The sequence below is a fragment of the Microcoleus sp. B4-D4 genome (genome assembly GCF_036705185.1).
Classification (GTDB): Bacteria; Cyanobacteriota; Cyanobacteriia; order Cyanobacteriales; family Microcoleaceae; genus Microcoleus.
Map to the genome: position 1 here is coordinate 38,917 of NZ_JAUBTX010000018.1, position 14,807 is coordinate 53,723.

General features: G+C 46.3%; 13 protein-coding genes and 1 tRNA gene. 6 read left to right on the plus strand and 8 right to left on the minus strand.

The genetic code is table 11. The annotated features are described in order from the left end of the window. Positions 1-77: 77 nt before the first annotated feature. Positions 78-1,700: a peptidoglycan-binding protein gene (locus QUB13_RS15355; protein ID WP_333382180.1), complete on the minus strand. Its 1,623-nt coding sequence runs from the start codon at positions 1,698-1,700 to the stop codon at positions 78-80. Positions 1,701-1,968: 268 nt separating this feature from the next. Here QUB13_RS15355 and alr point away from each other — a divergent pair, with 268 nt between their 5' ends. Next, complete coding sequence (alr, locus tag QUB13_RS15360) at positions 1,969-3,171, plus strand: alanine racemase (protein ID WP_333382182.1); 1,203 nt, start codon at positions 1,969-1,971, stop codon at positions 3,169-3,171. Between the two features lie 85 nt (positions 3,172-3,256). On the opposite strand, the gene QUB13_RS15365 is transcribed toward alr, so the two are convergent. The 3 genes from QUB13_RS15365 to QUB13_RS15375 form a co-directional block, all read right to left on the minus strand. Next, entirely contained in the window at positions 3,257-4,915 is a 1,659-nt protein-coding gene (locus tag QUB13_RS15365; protein WP_333382184.1) for an IS1182 family transposase, read from the minus strand. A gap of 134 nt (positions 4,916-5,049) precedes the next feature. Further along, positions 5,050-6,054 carry a glycosyltransferase family 2 protein gene (locus QUB13_RS15370; protein ID WP_333382186.1) on the minus strand — a complete coding sequence of 335 codons (1,005 nt, stop codon included), beginning with the start codon at positions 6,052-6,054 and terminating at the stop codon, positions 5,050-5,052. Between the two features lie 216 nt (positions 6,055-6,270). Continuing rightward, positions 6,271-6,981 carry a C40 family peptidase gene (locus tag QUB13_RS15375; protein ID WP_333382188.1) on the minus strand — a complete coding sequence of 237 codons (711 nt, stop codon included), beginning with the start codon at positions 6,979-6,981 and terminating at the stop codon, positions 6,271-6,273. A gap of 95 nt (positions 6,982-7,076) precedes the next feature. On the opposite strand from QUB13_RS15375, the gene QUB13_RS15380 reads away from it, so the two are divergent. The 5 genes from QUB13_RS15380 to QUB13_RS15400 all read left to right on the plus strand — a co-directional run bounded on the left by QUB13_RS15380 (position 7,077) and on the right by QUB13_RS15400 (position 10,261). Further along, positions 7,077-8,015, plus strand: a complete 939-nt coding sequence (locus QUB13_RS15380) for a serine hydrolase (protein ID WP_333382190.1) — start codon at positions 7,077-7,079, stop codon at positions 8,013-8,015. A 130-nt stretch (positions 8,016-8,145) separates the two neighbouring features. Then, positions 8,146-8,397: a hypothetical protein gene (locus QUB13_RS15385; RefSeq protein ID WP_333382286.1), complete on the plus strand. Its 252-nt coding sequence runs from the start codon at positions 8,146-8,148 to the stop codon at positions 8,395-8,397. Then, entirely contained in the window at positions 8,375-9,472 is a 1,098-nt protein-coding gene (locus tag QUB13_RS15390) for an NAD(P)-dependent alcohol dehydrogenase (RefSeq protein WP_333382192.1), read from the plus strand. The genes QUB13_RS15385 and QUB13_RS15390 overlap by 23 nt, the downstream gene beginning before the upstream one ends. Then, positions 9,469-9,618, plus strand: coding sequence for a hypothetical protein (locus QUB13_RS15395; RefSeq protein WP_333382194.1), 150 nt, complete (start codon positions 9,469-9,471; stop codon positions 9,616-9,618). Before QUB13_RS15390 ends, QUB13_RS15395 begins: the two co-directional genes overlap by 4 nt. Before the next feature lie 22 nt (positions 9,619-9,640). Then, a complete protein-coding gene (locus tag QUB13_RS15400) occupies positions 9,641-10,261 on the plus strand; it encodes an FMN-dependent NADH-azoreductase (RefSeq protein WP_333382196.1) in 621 nt (206 codons plus the stop codon). 251 nt (positions 10,262-10,512) lie between these two features. Here the strand turns inward: QUB13_RS15400 and QUB13_RS15405 are convergent. The 4 genes from QUB13_RS15405 to QUB13_RS15420 all read right to left on the minus strand — a co-directional run bounded on the left by QUB13_RS15405 (position 10,513) and on the right by QUB13_RS15420 (position 14,737). Continuing rightward, a tRNA-Ser gene (locus QUB13_RS15405) sits at positions 10,513-10,601 on the minus strand. Between the two features lie 196 nt (positions 10,602-10,797). Then, positions 10,798-11,925, minus strand: coding sequence for a patatin-like phospholipase family protein (locus QUB13_RS15410; protein WP_333382198.1), 1,128 nt, complete (start codon positions 11,923-11,925; stop codon positions 10,798-10,800). Positions 11,926-11,966: 41 nt separating this feature from the next. Further along, entirely contained in the window at positions 11,967-12,812 is an 846-nt protein-coding gene (locus QUB13_RS15415; RefSeq protein ID WP_333382200.1) for a mechanosensitive ion channel family protein, read from the minus strand. A 266-nt stretch (positions 12,813-13,078) separates the two neighbouring features. Next, entirely contained in the window at positions 13,079-14,737 is a 1,659-nt protein-coding gene (locus QUB13_RS15420; RefSeq protein WP_333382184.1) for an IS1182 family transposase, read from the minus strand. Positions 14,738-14,807 lie beyond the last annotated feature (70 nt).

Below are 14,807 nucleotides of genomic sequence, written 5' to 3' on the forward strand. Positions count from 1 at the left end.
GCTAGTTTGCAGTAAGAAATTTAGTTTTTTCTCCGGTATTTTCTGAGGATTTAATTCCTGACTGCGAATTAGCTAAATTAATCTTGAAACACCATAATGCTGCCCGAATAGCAAGCTACCCAAACCTGATGAGTTTCAGGATCGTAAGTAATTCCGATCGGACTTGAATTAACATTCACTGTTTGCAGCACTTTCATATCGCTAGTCCTAACTTTGCTAACAGTATTCGAGAAATAGTTAACCACATAAATCAGTTTACCGTCCCCCGAAATCGTCATACTGCGAGGTGCATTTCCAGTCCTAATTTTTTTCGCCACTTCACCCGTTTTTAGGTCAATTTTTGCCACATTTCCTTCACCGTTTAACGTGGCATAAAGATAATTTCCGTTGGGGTCTATTGTCAGATGACGCGGGGCATTGCCAATGTTTCTCAGCCTTTTTACCGAAAAATCTATCAGATTTACTTTCGCAATATCCGAAGAACCCATGACGGCTATATAGGCATTCTTTGAGTCAGGAGTTACCGCAATTCCCCGAGGATATGCACCTAGTTTTACCCGCTCGATTTCGAGATTTTTATTGATATCAACTACGCTCAAATCCCAACTGCACCAATTGCTGGCGAGGGCGAAGCGATTGTCTGGCGAAACAGCATTGAATTTGGGAACAGCACCCACAGGAATTACGTTTTCTATTTTTAACGTTTTGGTATTGATGCGGTAGAGGAAACTTTGGTCGTGTTTGGCCGATGGAGAACATCTATCACTCCCCGGATTGTCGAACCCTTTACCGTACATTTGGTAGTTGGATACGTAGGCATATTTGCCGTCTGTTGAAAAAGCAGCTTCTACGGGAGCACCTCGATAATTACCTTTGAATTTAGCAAATCCGAACTTGGACAAGTTTATTGTATCGGGAATAGTCTTGACTAATTTAAAGTTCCTGTCGTAAACTGTGATTGTGTGGCTGTACATCATGTTTTGAGCAAAAAACAATCCTGCTCCTGAATAAACTATTGATTTCGGCGATATTTTGCCGTAAATAGTTTTTTTCAATGTCATGTTGCGGGTAATCTTTTCTGGATATTTTACCTGCTTTTCGGGTTGAAATTCAGGTATTTCTGCTTCGGATTGTGGTTCGGGAGTTTCTGTTTTAAATGGTGGTAAAAATGGTTCTTGAAAAAAAGGTTTTTTCGGCTGGCTTTTAGTTGTATCTTCGAGTTTGTTGGTGTTTTCTGTGGTGCTAGGCGATAGGGAATATTGATTTTCTTGGGGATAGCTACGCCGATCGTACTTTGACTGCGTTTCGTCAGCGGGTTGATTGTCAGCTAGAGCGCTTTCCGGTTTAACGTTAAGTGCTGACAAGGTTTGAGGGCCGACAATTCCGTCAATTTTCAGGTTGTTGTCTGCTTGGAACTTTTTCACAGCAGCTTGGGTTATGGAGCCGTAAAATCCTGTTGGTTTCCTGCTAAAATATCCTGCGTCTTGCAGAGTTTTCTGGAGTTCGGCAACTTCGGGGCCTGAATCGCCTTTTTTGATGGCCAGGGCGGGATTGACTATATTTAAAATTGTCAGAGCGATCGTAAAGAAAAGTAAAGGAGCAAAGGCTAAATTTAGGTGTTTTGTCGAATTGGGCGATCGAGTTTGAGGCGCAGGCGTTTCCCAAGTTTCAGCTAAATGCAGGTAAGCTAATCCGTCCATAGTTTTTACCAGGTATTTTGGATGCTATAGCAATCCTAAATGATTTATGGTACTACTCGCGATCGGGTTCTGCCTGGGAACCAGTTATAAATTAGTCCTGGACGCGCGAGTGGTGAGAAACCGGGTTGTATTGCGAAAATACTGCATCTAGACCTTTAATCTCGATTTAAACCCGGTTTTTGTGGTATTAATGCGTAATTCCTGATAATTAAACCTAGGATAAAATCTCCGAGCAGTGTTTAATTGTGTAAGCAAGATAGGAGCGACAATGTTGAGCGAGGAAGAAACAACAGCAGAATCGGCGCCAACAAAAAACCGCCAGATGGTGCTGTGGGAAGGTGATGGCGGACTTTGCCAGCGGGCTTGGGTAGAAATTGATTTGGCAGCTTTAACTCACAATGTAAAACAGCTTAAAAATCTGTTATCTCCCCGCACAGAATTGATGGCAGTTGTGAAGGCGGATGCTTACGGGCACGGTGCTGTTGCAGTCAGTCAAACAGTATTGCAAGCTGGTGCTAGTTGGCTTGGTGTGGCGACGATTCCCGAAGGCATAGAATTGCGAGAAGCTGGGATAGAAGCGCCGATTTTGCTGTTGGGGGCGACTCATACAGCGGCGCAGGTAAGGGCGATCGCCCAATGGCACTTGCAGCCCACTATTTGTACTGCCAAACAAGCCCTAATTTTTTCCGAAGTTCTCGCCAGTCTCGATCGCTCTTTGCCGGTTCACGCTAAGTTAGATACGGGAATGTCTCGGTTGGGTACGCCCGCGTCGGAAGTAACAGAATTTGTGCAATTAGTCAAGCGGTTGCCCAATTTAAAATTAGCGAGCATTTACTCTCACTTGGCGACAGCCGACAGTCCCGATCCCGCCGTGATGAATGTTCAGCACGATCGGTTCAAACGGGCGATCGAGCAAATTCAAACAGCAGGAATTAACCCCCCCCGCCTGCACTTGGCAAACTCGGCGGCGGCCCTTTCCGACCCAGATTTACACTACGATTTAGTGCGAGTCGGTTTGGCTACCTACGGTATTTATCCAGCTCCTCACTTGCAGTCGATCGCTTCTTTGCAGCCGGCAATGCAGGTAAAAGCCCGGATTACTCAAGTGAAAACAATTGCAGCAGGCACCGGTGTCAGTTACGGCTATCAATTTATCGCCTCGCAGCAGACACAGATTGCCGTAGTTGGCATCGGCTATGCAGATGGGATTCCGCGCAATCTTTCTAATAAAATTCAGGTTTTAGTCAGGGGCAAATTTGTGCCGCAAATCGGAGCAGTGACGATGGATCAATTAATGCTGGATGTCTCGGCAATTCCCGATTTAGAAGTCGGCGAAGTGGTGACGCTGTTGGGCAAAGATGGGGAAAATGAAATTACTGCAGACGATTGGGCCGCAATTTTAGGAACTATTTCTTGGGAAATTCTCTGCGGTTTTAAACACCGATTGCCCCGCGTTGCGGTAAACTCTTAATTAGGACGATTAGACGGCGGTTTCAAGAGACTGTTGGCGAATTAAAAAAGGGTGAAACCAAACATCCCACAATCGTGGAAAAAAACTATGATGAGGCACAGCTAAAAAGAGCAGAAAAACGAGAAACACGGGTCAAGCCAATCGGAATGTCGCGCCAAAATCCCCACATTCTTGACAAATTCATCGCAGCAGCAGTCACAATATGTTGCAGACGAGTCTTGGCAAGACCCATGTAACGAGCCCCGCGCAAACCAAAAACACGAATGCCTTGAGACAGGGAGCTTTCAACACCAGCCCGTAAAGCAGAACGCTGCTTGAAATCCTCGGTATGTTGTCTGGCCCTACCCTTGGCTAAAGCTTCATAAAGAGGTTGAGGCCTAAGAGTCAAAACACGGGCTTGGGTGGGCGAATGAGTACATTGAGAGCGAACAGGACAAGTGGCACAATCGGGCCGACGAAAGCGTACTTGAATCACCGGATTGCCATAGTTATCCGAGCGTTGATGCCAGGATTTGCTGATGTGGCCGTGCGGACAAGTAGCATGGCGATGCTCCCAATCAACAGTAAAACAAGAAAGCTCAAAGCCCAGCTTAGCTTTTTGTTGCCAACTAGAGTCAGGCCCTGCAGGGCCAAGGAGCTCAATACCTAACTCAGTCTCACTCGTGAGCAAGTGCTGAGCGTCAACATCAGCAGTATCGACAAGATGTTCTTGTGGTAACAGGTGTTTACCCTGTAAAGCTTGATGAATCACCTGAGTCATTTCGACATCTCCAATGGTTGCAGGTGTCGTTTCCACATTGGTAATTAAATGAGGTAAATCTCGATCGCAAGTTTCTGTAAGATGTACAGTATAACCAGTCCAATTAGTATCTCTTTTTGTCCGATTGCGAGCCTCGATATCGTAAGGGGATGTAATTAACTGCTTGTGGGGCGGTAAATTATCAGCTTCTCGCCAATAAACCTTGCCTCCCGACCACCCATATTGCTGTATCCAGACACAGCGTAGAATTTCTACCGCTTTTAACTGACGCAACCATTCAGGACTCAAAGGGTCATACAAAGCTGACAATAAGTAATGACCATCATAGCCAATAGTTAATAGCAAGCTTTGTTTTTCTGTTTCAGATTTCGGCAAGCGATATTGCTCAAATCTCGTACCATAACGCTCAGACCAATCCTGATTAACTACTGTTAATAACCATTCATCAGCAATAGTGGCTAACTGATTTAAGGCATGACGTAAAGTTTCTCCAACGCATTCGAGGCGGTTCATTTTACGGATGGCTCCAATGACATGGGTCGAGTCAGTTCTGGCTTTCCCTCTGGCTTTGAGCCATCCCTTCTCAATAAAATGTGCTAGCATTTTATCGAGTAATTGACTTTCACGTCCCGCAGCAATTAAACGACTTCGACCTTCACTTAAAACTGAATAATCAAAGCCACTATCAGTAATTTCCAGTCCCAAAGCATACTTCCAATCTATACGACTTCTCACCGCTTCTGCTGTTTGTCGGTCAGTTAATCCCTCTGCAAATTGCATCACACTGATTAATGCTAATTGCCCTGGAGATAAAGCACTTTGACCGCAGTCGGCTCGAAACAAGGTGATAAAATCAGTATCTTGGTACAAGACTCCGAGTTCGTCGCGCATTTTCATATAGGGATTTCCTTTGGGAAAGGAGGTTCGTGCTACGGAGGCGGTGATTTCTGGAATCGATGACAAGGAGCGTGGGTGAAGAGTCATAATAAATTATTTAATATGGTGTACGATCGCACAATCATTCTGCCTATTCAGGACGGCGATGTCTGAGGGGTTAAACCCCTCAGACATTCGCCAACAGTCTCTTTCAATCGCCGAGTATAATTGGGATTAATCCTTTACTTAGAACCAAGAACCTCGCGCACCCGATAAATCGGTTTTCCCTGGGACTCGTGATAAGTCCGCATCATCACTTCCGCCAGCAAACCAAAACAAAATAACTGCACGCCAGTTAACAACAAAACCACAGCCAAAATCAGCAAAGGACGATTACCAATACTTTGACCCAGACCAAATTTCACGAAAGTCAAATAAATTCCTAAAACCGTTCCCAACGTCATAGAACTCAGTCCCAAAAGTCCAAAAACGTGCATCGGTCTAGTCAGGAACTTCTTCATAAAAGAAATAGTTAACAAATCCATCAACACCCGAAAAGTCCGCCAAATTCCGTACTTGCTTTGACCAAAACGGCGGGCGTGATGGCGCACGGGCATTTCGGCAATTCTCGCCCCTTCAATAAACGCCAAAGCAGGCAAAAATCGGTGCAATTCCCCGTAAAGATTCAAGTCGGCGACTAACTCAGATTTGTAAGCTTTCAAAGAACAGCCGTAGTCATGCAAAGTTACGCCTGTAACCCGACCAATCAGCCAGTTAGCAATTTTAGAAGGAATTAACCTGCTGATAGTATTGTCCTGACGATTTTTGCGCCAGCCGCTAACTAAATCGTAGCCTTCATTTAACTTTTCTAACAATAGCGGAATATCAGCCGGATCATTTTGCAAATCGCCGTCTAGGGTAACAATAGCACGACCTGTCGCGCGATCGAAACCTGCCGACATCGCAGCAGTTTGCCCGTAATTGCGCCGCAACAGCACGGCACAAAGGTCATCGCGACTACCGGCCAATTGTTTGAGAAGTTCAGCAGAACCGTCCTTAGAACCGTCATCTACACAAATAATTTGATAGCTGAGTCCTGATGGTTGAATCGAAGATGCGATCGCCTCAATCAAATGAGGCAAACTTTCCACCTCATTATACACCGGCACTACTACCGAAACGTCGAGAACAACCTCAGCGGCAGCCTGTTGTGCAGCCAATTTTTCCAAAAATAATGCAGCGTCCATTTTTTATTCGATAATATCAGTAATCATTAGTCATTAGTCATTAGTCATTGGTCATTAGTCATTGCGAATCGGGCACTTGTACGCTCGCGTAGCCGAAGTATCGGGCATTAGTTAGCTGTTGGTTATCCTATATTATTTGTCGTATGTTTGTTGTTAGTTTTTGGTTCTAATGCCCTATGCCCTATGCCCTATGCCCTATGCCCTATGCCCTATGCCCTATTCCCTATTCCCAGATTGATAACTGGCGACCACTTTACCATATCCCCGCAACTGATGGTAATAAACTTGACTGACTGCATCGCCATCCTCCGACAAAACATCGATACCGATACCGTTGCGACCTTGTGCTTGTCCCGAACTGTGAATGTAGCGACGATCTCCGAGACACAATCCTACATGAGTGGCTTTTTCTGGCGTTCCAAAAAATACTAAATTTCCCGGTTCTACAGCACCGATGCTAATAGGTTTAGTAAAAGCTTCCTGTTGATAAGCATCCCTAGGCAACCAAATGCCTGCAGCCACAAATGCAGCTTGCATCAATCCCGAACAATCATAATTTGGCCCGACTGTACCGCCCCAAAGATAATCATTAGATTGGTTCATGGCTTCACGAGCAAAAGTAATTGCGATCGGCAATTTTTCCCTGATTTGAAACTCAGAAAGCACCAAGGGATGATACACTGTTTCTGTGACTTCGAGCAAGTCAATATCTCGAAGATCCAACCATCCGGGATAATCGTCTTCGCACAGCCGCACCATCACAGCGTTTGTATCCAAGTTGACCTCGCTCGGACTCTGGTTGAGGGCGCGCAAATGTCGCCCCTGCGATGCTTGAGTTGCCAAACGATCGCACTTTGGGGAATCGTAAATATTTATGTGCGATCGCACCCGGTACTCCACAACATCAGATAATTGAGAATTGACCATTGCTAATTGCTAATTATTTGCTGTTAATTGTTCGCATCCAACGATTTATGGCCATTAGCAAACCGCCGTTAACCGTTAACCGTCCGCCATAAACCATGACATTTTTCCACAAAGACGAACAATTAGAAACCCTCGGCAGTAGCATTATAGACTCTGCATTGTCAGAATTTACAGGATTAACGGGCGATCGCACAGCCATTACCTGGATAGTCTACGATCCGCCGGTGCGAGTCAACACGGGCGGAGCCCTCAGCGCACCAGAATTTTGGAAATATCAACCGCGAGGTTTTAGCAACCGAGCATCCGAACGAATTTATCCCGCCAGCATCGTCAAATTATTCTACCTCGTTGCCATCTGGGAATGGGCGCAAAAAGGCATGATTCAAACATCGCCAGAATTAGAACGCGCCGTCCGAGATATGATAGTTGATTCCAGCAACGACGCCACCGGTTTAGTAGTAGATGCGCTCACCGGCACCACCAGCGGCCCAGAATTATCACCAGGCCCCTTTGAAACTTGGAAACAGCAGCGAAACATCGTCAACCGTTACTTTCAATCATTGGATTGGCCAGAATTAGAAAATATTAACGTCAATCAGAAAACCTGGTGCGATGGGCCCTACGGTCGCGAGCGAGCAGTTCTGGGAGAATTAATGGAAAATAGAAATATGCTGACCACAAATGCAGCGGCCCGTTTGCTGCACAGTATAATCGGGGGCGTAGCTGTTTCTGCCAAAGCATCGCAAGAAATGATGGGCTTAATGAAACGCAGTTTAGCACCAGCAGAATTAGAGGCAGATCCCGAAAATCAAGTTACAGGTTTTTTAGGCGGCGGATTGCCAGAAGATGCAAAATTGTGGTCAAAAGCAGGGCTGACAAGTCAAGTTCGTCACGATGCTGCTTATATTGAAGTACCGGGCTTGCGGCCGTATTTGTTGGTTGTATTTACCGAGGGTAAAGAGAATAGCAAGAATGAAGAAATTTTACCTTTTATATCGCGGCAATTTGTCGAAGCGATAAAGGCACTTAATTAGACAGTTCTGGACGCAAAAACTGCTTTGCAACACTATTGTTAGAGGTAAGGTGCGGTATGCTTCGCCCTACAGATAGAGTTTATGCCTAAGTCCTAATTAAGTTATCGAACTATCGTCTTACTCTCATGCTATGCGTAAACGTTCAATATCCCTGATTGGTGGCGCACCGAACATACGAGAATACTCGCGGCTGAATTGTGAGGCAGGGCTGCGATCGCCCGATGGCGTCGGGCCCCGCAAGCTACGATTTTATTTGCGATCGATCGACCCGATGATGTTGATATCAGCGAAATCATCGTCACACCAACAGCCAGCCCTTACTAAAGCACCACACATAAATCGCCAAAAAGAAAAAGCAAATGCTAGGAAACACCTCTATTGAACAGAATCGATCGATGCGTCCCGGTTACGGACTTGCCGCTTTAAGCCGAGGCGAACCCCTCGTTCCCTGGGCATTCCAGCGCCGCGAATTGCGACCCAATGACATCGCCGTCAAAATTCTGTTTTGCGGCGTATGCCACAGCGATCTGCACGCAATTCGAGGGAATAGCCGTTTTCCTTTGGTTCCAGGTCACGAGATGGTAGGCGAAGTCACGGCGATCGGCGCGAATGTCACAAAATTCCAAATCGGCGATGCTGTAGTAGTGGGTACGATCGTCGATTCCTGCGGTCACTGCTCATCGTGCAAGCGACAGTTAGAACAATATTGCCTCGAAGGGGTGACAACAACCTATGACGGCATTGATAGGCACGACCGCAGTATCACGCGCGGAGGCTACTCGAACGAATATGTCGTCGATACCCATTTTGCCTATCACCTTCCCGCTGGTCTCGATCCGGCAAGCGTTGCACCGCTGCTCTGCGCGGGCGTAACAACCTGGTCGCCACTACGCCACTGGGAAGTAGGGCCGGGTAAAACAGTTGGGATTGTCGGGTTGGGTGGACTCGGACACATGGCGGTGAAATTTGCTCGCGCGCTGGGCGCTCATGTCGTCGTATTCACCACGACTCCAGGAAAGCTGGACGATGCGAAGGGGCTGGGAGCAGATGAGGCAATCCTGTCCACCGACAAGGCGCAAATGGCAAGTCAAGCATCCCGCTTCGATTTTATTCTTGATACCGTTTCATCTCGCCATCCGCTCGACCCCTATCTGCGATCGCTCAAACTCGACGGTACGCTATGTTGTCTGGGCATTCCCAAGGACTTGGATTTTAGCCCCGTCTTTCTGACGATCGGACGGCGGCGGTTAGCAAGTTCAGGTGTGGGAGGGACGCTGGAAACGCAGGAGATGCTGGACTTCTGTAGCCAGCACAACCTCGCAGCCGATGTCGAAATCATTGCGGCGGAGGATATCAACCAGGGTTTTGAACGGCTGGAGCGAGGAGATGTACGCTATCGTTTGGTAATCGACATGGCTACGCTCAATGCGCCAGCCGAGGACATTGCCCGATCGTGAAACCGCAAGATGTGGGAATGCCAGAATTCCGCAGATTGTGCATTCGGGCGATCGCATTCGCCCGATCGATCTTATTTGCGATCGGCCAACCTGACTGTGTTGATATCAGTGAAATTATCGTCAGATATACAGCAAGTCCTTACTAATGAAAAAAAGAGCTTAAATCACATGGCACATCTTCTTCAAATTGATGCAAGTCCGCGCGGGAATCGATCGATCTCGCGGACGCTTGGACAAGAGTTTATTGACAAATGGATGGCGGTTTATCCCAACGATACAGTGACTTATCGCGATCTCGGACATCATCCTGTTCCCCACGTCACCGAAACATGGATTGCTGCTGCATTCTCACCATCCATCGAGCATACGCCTGAACTAGCAGATGCCATCCGCATATCGGATGAGTTAGTGGATGAATTGATTGCAGCCGATCGCTATTTGATTGCCACACCGATTTTCAACTTCATGGTTCCATCCACTCTCAAAGCATACATCGATCAGATTGTGCGGATCGGTCGCACCGTTGTGATGGATGGAAATAATTTCCAAGGACTCTTGCAAGACAAGAAAGTCTTAGTAATTGCGTCTCAAGGAGGTAATTATCAATGTGGGACTCCCGATGCGGCACTCAATCACCTCGAACCTTATTTAAGGACTGTTTTTGGCTTTATGGGGATTACTGACATGAGCTTTATTTACGCTCATAGTTTGCAGAAACACCCTGAAGCCCGCGAAGAGGGACTTGCCAGCGCTAGGGAATCTATTCAAGGCGCGATCGATCATTGGTGACATTTAGATAGCAAAGAAATCGAAACATGGAAGAATTCGATATGAAAGAAAAACAAAAAATTCAAGGGGATGATCTCAAATCCGGTAGCATCGGAATTAATATTACTAATAGCCGGGACACCGCGAGTGCCGTGTCCCTACAATTAATCCGGGTAGTACAAGGACACTGCCGTCTCCTCTATATCCTTCCAGTGTAACTGAAATTGATATGACGAATCTCAAACCCTCGATCGATCAAATATTAAATAGAACGGAGAGGGGGGGATTCGAACCCCCGAAGGGTGATAACACCCTTAACAGATTAGCAATCTGCCGCTTTCGACCACTCAGCCACCTCTCCAGATGACAGCAACTAATCGTAGCACACACATCTAGCCTTTGGCAACCCCTAAATTCAAAAAATCCTCAATCCCTGACGCTGTATGGAAGGAAGAAGGGCACAACACGGATTTTGACACGGATACAGGATGTAAGAGGGAAGAAAAAGAAACTATTCGCAATGCCCGATGCCCGATGCCCAATTCCCGAAATCAAGACTATTCCCCAAATCCCCTAGCCTTCAAGTGCTTTTCCCAACTAAAGTTGGAACTCAAAAAGAACCTCTTAGTATACAAATAGCCCAACCGGTACAGATTAGCCTTGCGATCGGCATCAAGTTGAAAATCCGTCGTCGTCACCCCAGCTTCAGTCACATCAATATTAATCACCCTGCCTTTATCCATTTCCCGCTGGTGATAGCGGTCTCTTGCTTTCATCATCGTTCTGAACATCGCCGCCAGCATCGACAGCGGAGTATCAATCTTAACTTTACTCTCAATTCCAGTATCGACCAATCGAAACCCAAAGGTAAACCAGCGCGGTGCAACCGGAGTCGAACCGACGGATTGTTTGTCATAAATCCACAGCGGGAAATTGCTCAGAATTCCCCCATCGACAATTAAGTCGTTTCCGAGTTTTCCGGGTTCAAAAAATAGGGGAATGCTCATCGACAGCCGCACCGCTTCAGCGACGCTAAAATCTTCAGCACTTTTGAGCTGCAACTCCTCGTACAAAGCATCGGAATCCGCCGATTCGCGTCGGTGCAAGTCATCGGGGATTACCAACATTTCACCGCGAGTGAGGTTGGATATTACTACTTTTAATTCCCGGTCTTTTACGATTTGTTTGACATCGGCAAAAGTGTGCAAGTTACCTCGACCGAGCATTGTTTCCAACCACTGCCGGAAAGGCTGCGAAGAATATTCGCCCATTTGGCGGCTAATTGTTAGGAAAAGTAGCGTCCAAGCTGGAGATTGCAGGTCGTCTGCGGGGTCGCCGTTTAATATTAGAGGACTGTTTTTTTGAGTTAAAAATATGCTGTAATCGAGCTGTCCCAACAATTCTTCTAAGTCATCTATTGACAAATCTGTTGCCAATACTGCGGCAGTAATTGCACCGGCAGAAGTGCCTGCCAATTTTCGCCAGCGGATGCCCAAATCGCTGCAGCATCTGAGCGCTCCTAAAAATGCAACTCCACGCACGCCTCCGCCTTCAAAAATTGCGTCGGCATAAATTTGATTGTTTTCGTCGGGAGGCGGAAATTTGCTGAGAATTGTTTGTCTTTCGGTGGCGGACATCCTGACACCGGGTTCTTGCAAAATTTGCTGCGGATACCAGTTGCTCATTTTAGATTTTGGATTTTGGATTTTAGATTTTGGATTGATATCTATTGTTGTTGATTTTTGTTGGCATTCATTGCTTCTTTGACGTATTCTTGAACTTGCGATCGCACTTGTTCGTAGGCCACCGACGCGCACCAAGGCCGGAGAGATAAAATAGTTGTATCTGGAGTAATCTCGGCTACCAAACAAGTCGGGGGCGGATTTTCCAACACCAGCGGGTGAGAGTGGGCAATTTCTAATAACTCAGCCATCGTTGGACGGATCGGCCGATCGCCAATATCAATTTTTAAGTCTACTCGCCTCGTTCCCATTGCCGTGGTATTTTTCAGTGTACCGTTAAATAGCTGGTTGTTAGGGACAATAATTTTTATGCGATCGTCCGTCACAACAGTAGTTGAAAAAATCCCGATGCTATCGACAACTCCCTTCACATCAGTAGCTTCGATTGCATCTCCCACTTCAAAAGGCCGCAAACTAATCAACATTACCCCAGCAGCAAAGTGCGACAAAGTATTTTGCCACGCCAAGCCAATCGCCAAACCCGCCGCACCCACCACCGCCACCACGCTAGTAGTTTGAATTCCCAACTGACTCAAAGCCGCGACTACTCCGACAATCAAAATCGTAATTTCTGCAGCTTGAACCAAGAATTTCCGCAGCGTGGCCTCCGTGCGGCTCAGAGCTCGGCGAGTCACGCGCCCCGCAACGTCGATCGCAAATCGCGTAATTAACAAAATGCCGATCGCCCACAGCATTTGAGGTACAACTTTAAACCCCAATTCTACGAATTTTTTCGAGAATTCTTGGGCGAATTGCATGGCCTGTATTCTTTCTAAATCTAGCTGCGCCGTCAAGGTTTGAGCTATTAGTATAATTGTGCTGGATGTCATGGCAATTGGTAATTGGTAATGGGTAATTGGTAATATCAAATTTGGTTACATCGAAATTATACTATATAAAGCCAGCGGTTGAAACCGCGCCTATACAAACAAAACCCGGATGGTGCGCGGGTTGAAGAATAGGCGGTGAAAATTAAGTTTTACATGATTTTATTCAGTCCGCGCAGGCGGACATCGTTTGTGTAGACGCGGTTTCAAGAGACTGTTGGCGAATTAAAAAAGGGTGAAACCAAACATCCCACAATCGTGGAAAAAAACTATGATGAGGCACAGCTAAAAAGAGCAGAAAAACGAGAAACACGGGTCAAGCCAATCGGAATGTCGCGCCAAAATCCCCACATTCTTGACAAATTCATCGCAGCAGCAGTCACAATATGTTGCAGACGAGTCTTGGCAAGACCCATGTAACGAGCCCCGCGCAAACCAAAAACACGAATGCCTTGAGACAGGGAGCTTTCAACACCAGCCCGTAAAGCAGAACGCTGCTTGAAATCCTCGGTATGTTGTCTGGCCCTACCCTTGGCTAAAGCTTCATAAAGAGGTTGAGGCCTAAGAGTCAAAACACGGGCTTGGGTGGGCGAATGAGTACATTGAGAGCGAACAGGACAAGTGGCACAATCGGGCCGACGAAAGCGTACTTGAATCACCGGATTGCCATAGTTATCCGAGCGTTGATGCCAGGATTTGCTGATGTGGCCGTGCGGACAAGTAGCATGGCGATGCTCCCAATCAACAGTAAAACAAGAAAGCTCAAAGCCCAGCTTAGCTTTTTGTTGCCAACTAGAGTCAGGCCCTGCAGGGCCAAGGAGCTCAATACCTAACTCAGTCTCACTCGTGAGCAAGTGCTGAGCGTCAACATCAGCAGTATCGACAAGATGTTCTTGTGGTAACAGGTGTTTACCCTGTAAAGCTTGATGAATCACCTGAGTCATTTCGACATCTCCAATGGTTGCAGGTGTCGTTTCCACATTGGTAATTAAATGAGGTAAATCTCGATCGCAAGTTTCTGTAAGATGTACAGTATAACCAGTCCAATTAGTATCTCTTTTTGTCCGATTGCGAGCCTCGATATCGTAAGGGGATGTAATTAACTGCTTGTGGGGCGGTAAATTATCAGCTTCTCGCCAATAAACCTTGCCTCCCGACCACCCATATTGCTGTATCCAGACACAGCGTAGAATTTCTACCGCTTTTAACTGACGCAACCATTCAGGACTCAAAGGGTCATACAAAGCTGACAATAAGTAATGACCATCATAGCCAATAGTTAATAGCAAGCTTTGTTTTTCTGTTTCAGATTTCGGCAAGCGATATTGCTCAAATCTCGTACCATAACGCTCAGACCAATCCTGATTAACTACTGTTAATAACCATTCATCAGCAATAGTGGCTAACTGATTTAAGGCATGACGTAAAGTTTCTCCAACGCATTCGAGGCGGTTCATTTTACGGATGGCTCCAATGACATGGGTCGAGTCAGTTCTGGCTTTCCCTCTGGCTTTGAGCCATCCCTTCTCAATAAAATGTGCTAGCATTTTATCGAGTAATTGACTTTCACGTCCCGCAGCAATTAAACGACTTCGACCTTCACTTAAAACTGAATAATCAAAGCCACTATCAGTAATTTCCAGTCCCAAAGCATACTTCCAATCTATACGACTTCTCACCGCTTCTGCTGTTTGTCGGTCAGTTAATCCCTCTGCAAATTGCATCACACTGATTAATGCTAATTGCCCTGGAGATAAAGCACTTTGACCGCAGTCGGCTCGAAACAAGGTGATAAAATCAGTATCTTGGTACAAGACTCCGAGTTCGTCGCGCATTTTCATATAGGGATTTCCTTTGGGAAAGGAGGTTCGTGCTACGGAGGCGGTGATTTCTGGAATCGATGACAAGGAGCGTGGGTGAAGAGTCATAATAAATTATTTAATATGGTGTACGATCGCACAATCATTCTGCCTATTCAGGACGGCGATGTCTGAGGGG

Excerpts from the sequence above, each read along its gene's own strand:
- QUB13_RS15415 (WP_333382200.1), bottom strand. The coding sequence starts at position 12,812 with ATGACATCCAGCACAATTATACTAATAGCTCAAACCTTGACGGCGCAG.
- QUB13_RS15375 (WP_333382188.1), bottom strand. The coding sequence starts at position 6,981 with ATGGTCAATTCTCAATTATCTGATGTTGTGGAGTACCGGGTGCGATCG.
- QUB13_RS15420 (WP_333382184.1), bottom strand. The coding sequence starts at position 14,737 with ATGACTCTTCACCCACGCTCCTTGTCATCGATTCCAGAAATCACCGCC.
- alr (WP_333382182.1), top strand. The coding sequence starts at position 1,969 with ATGTTGAGCGAGGAAGAAACAACAGCAGAATCGGCGCCAACAAAAAAC.
- QUB13_RS15385 (WP_333382286.1), top strand. The coding sequence starts at position 8,146 with ATGCGTAAACGTTCAATATCCCTGATTGGTGGCGCACCGAACATACGA.
- QUB13_RS15355 (WP_333382180.1), bottom strand. The coding sequence starts at position 1,700 with ATGGACGGATTAGCTTACCTGCATTTAGCTGAAACTTGGGAAACGCCT.
- QUB13_RS15370 (WP_333382186.1), bottom strand. The coding sequence starts at position 6,054 with ATGGACGCTGCATTATTTTTGGAAAAATTGGCTGCACAACAGGCTGCC.
- QUB13_RS15380 (WP_333382190.1), top strand. The coding sequence starts at position 7,077 with ATGACATTTTTCCACAAAGACGAACAATTAGAAACCCTCGGCAGTAGC.
- QUB13_RS15390 (WP_333382192.1), top strand. The coding sequence starts at position 8,375 with ATGCTAGGAAACACCTCTATTGAACAGAATCGATCGATGCGTCCCGGT.
- QUB13_RS15365 (WP_333382184.1), bottom strand. The coding sequence starts at position 4,915 with ATGACTCTTCACCCACGCTCCTTGTCATCGATTCCAGAAATCACCGCC.
- QUB13_RS15410 (WP_333382198.1), bottom strand. The coding sequence starts at position 11,925 with ATGAGCAACTGGTATCCGCAGCAAATTTTGCAAGAACCCGGTGTCAGG.
- QUB13_RS15400 (WP_333382196.1), top strand. The coding sequence starts at position 9,641 with ATGGCACATCTTCTTCAAATTGATGCAAGTCCGCGCGGGAATCGATCG.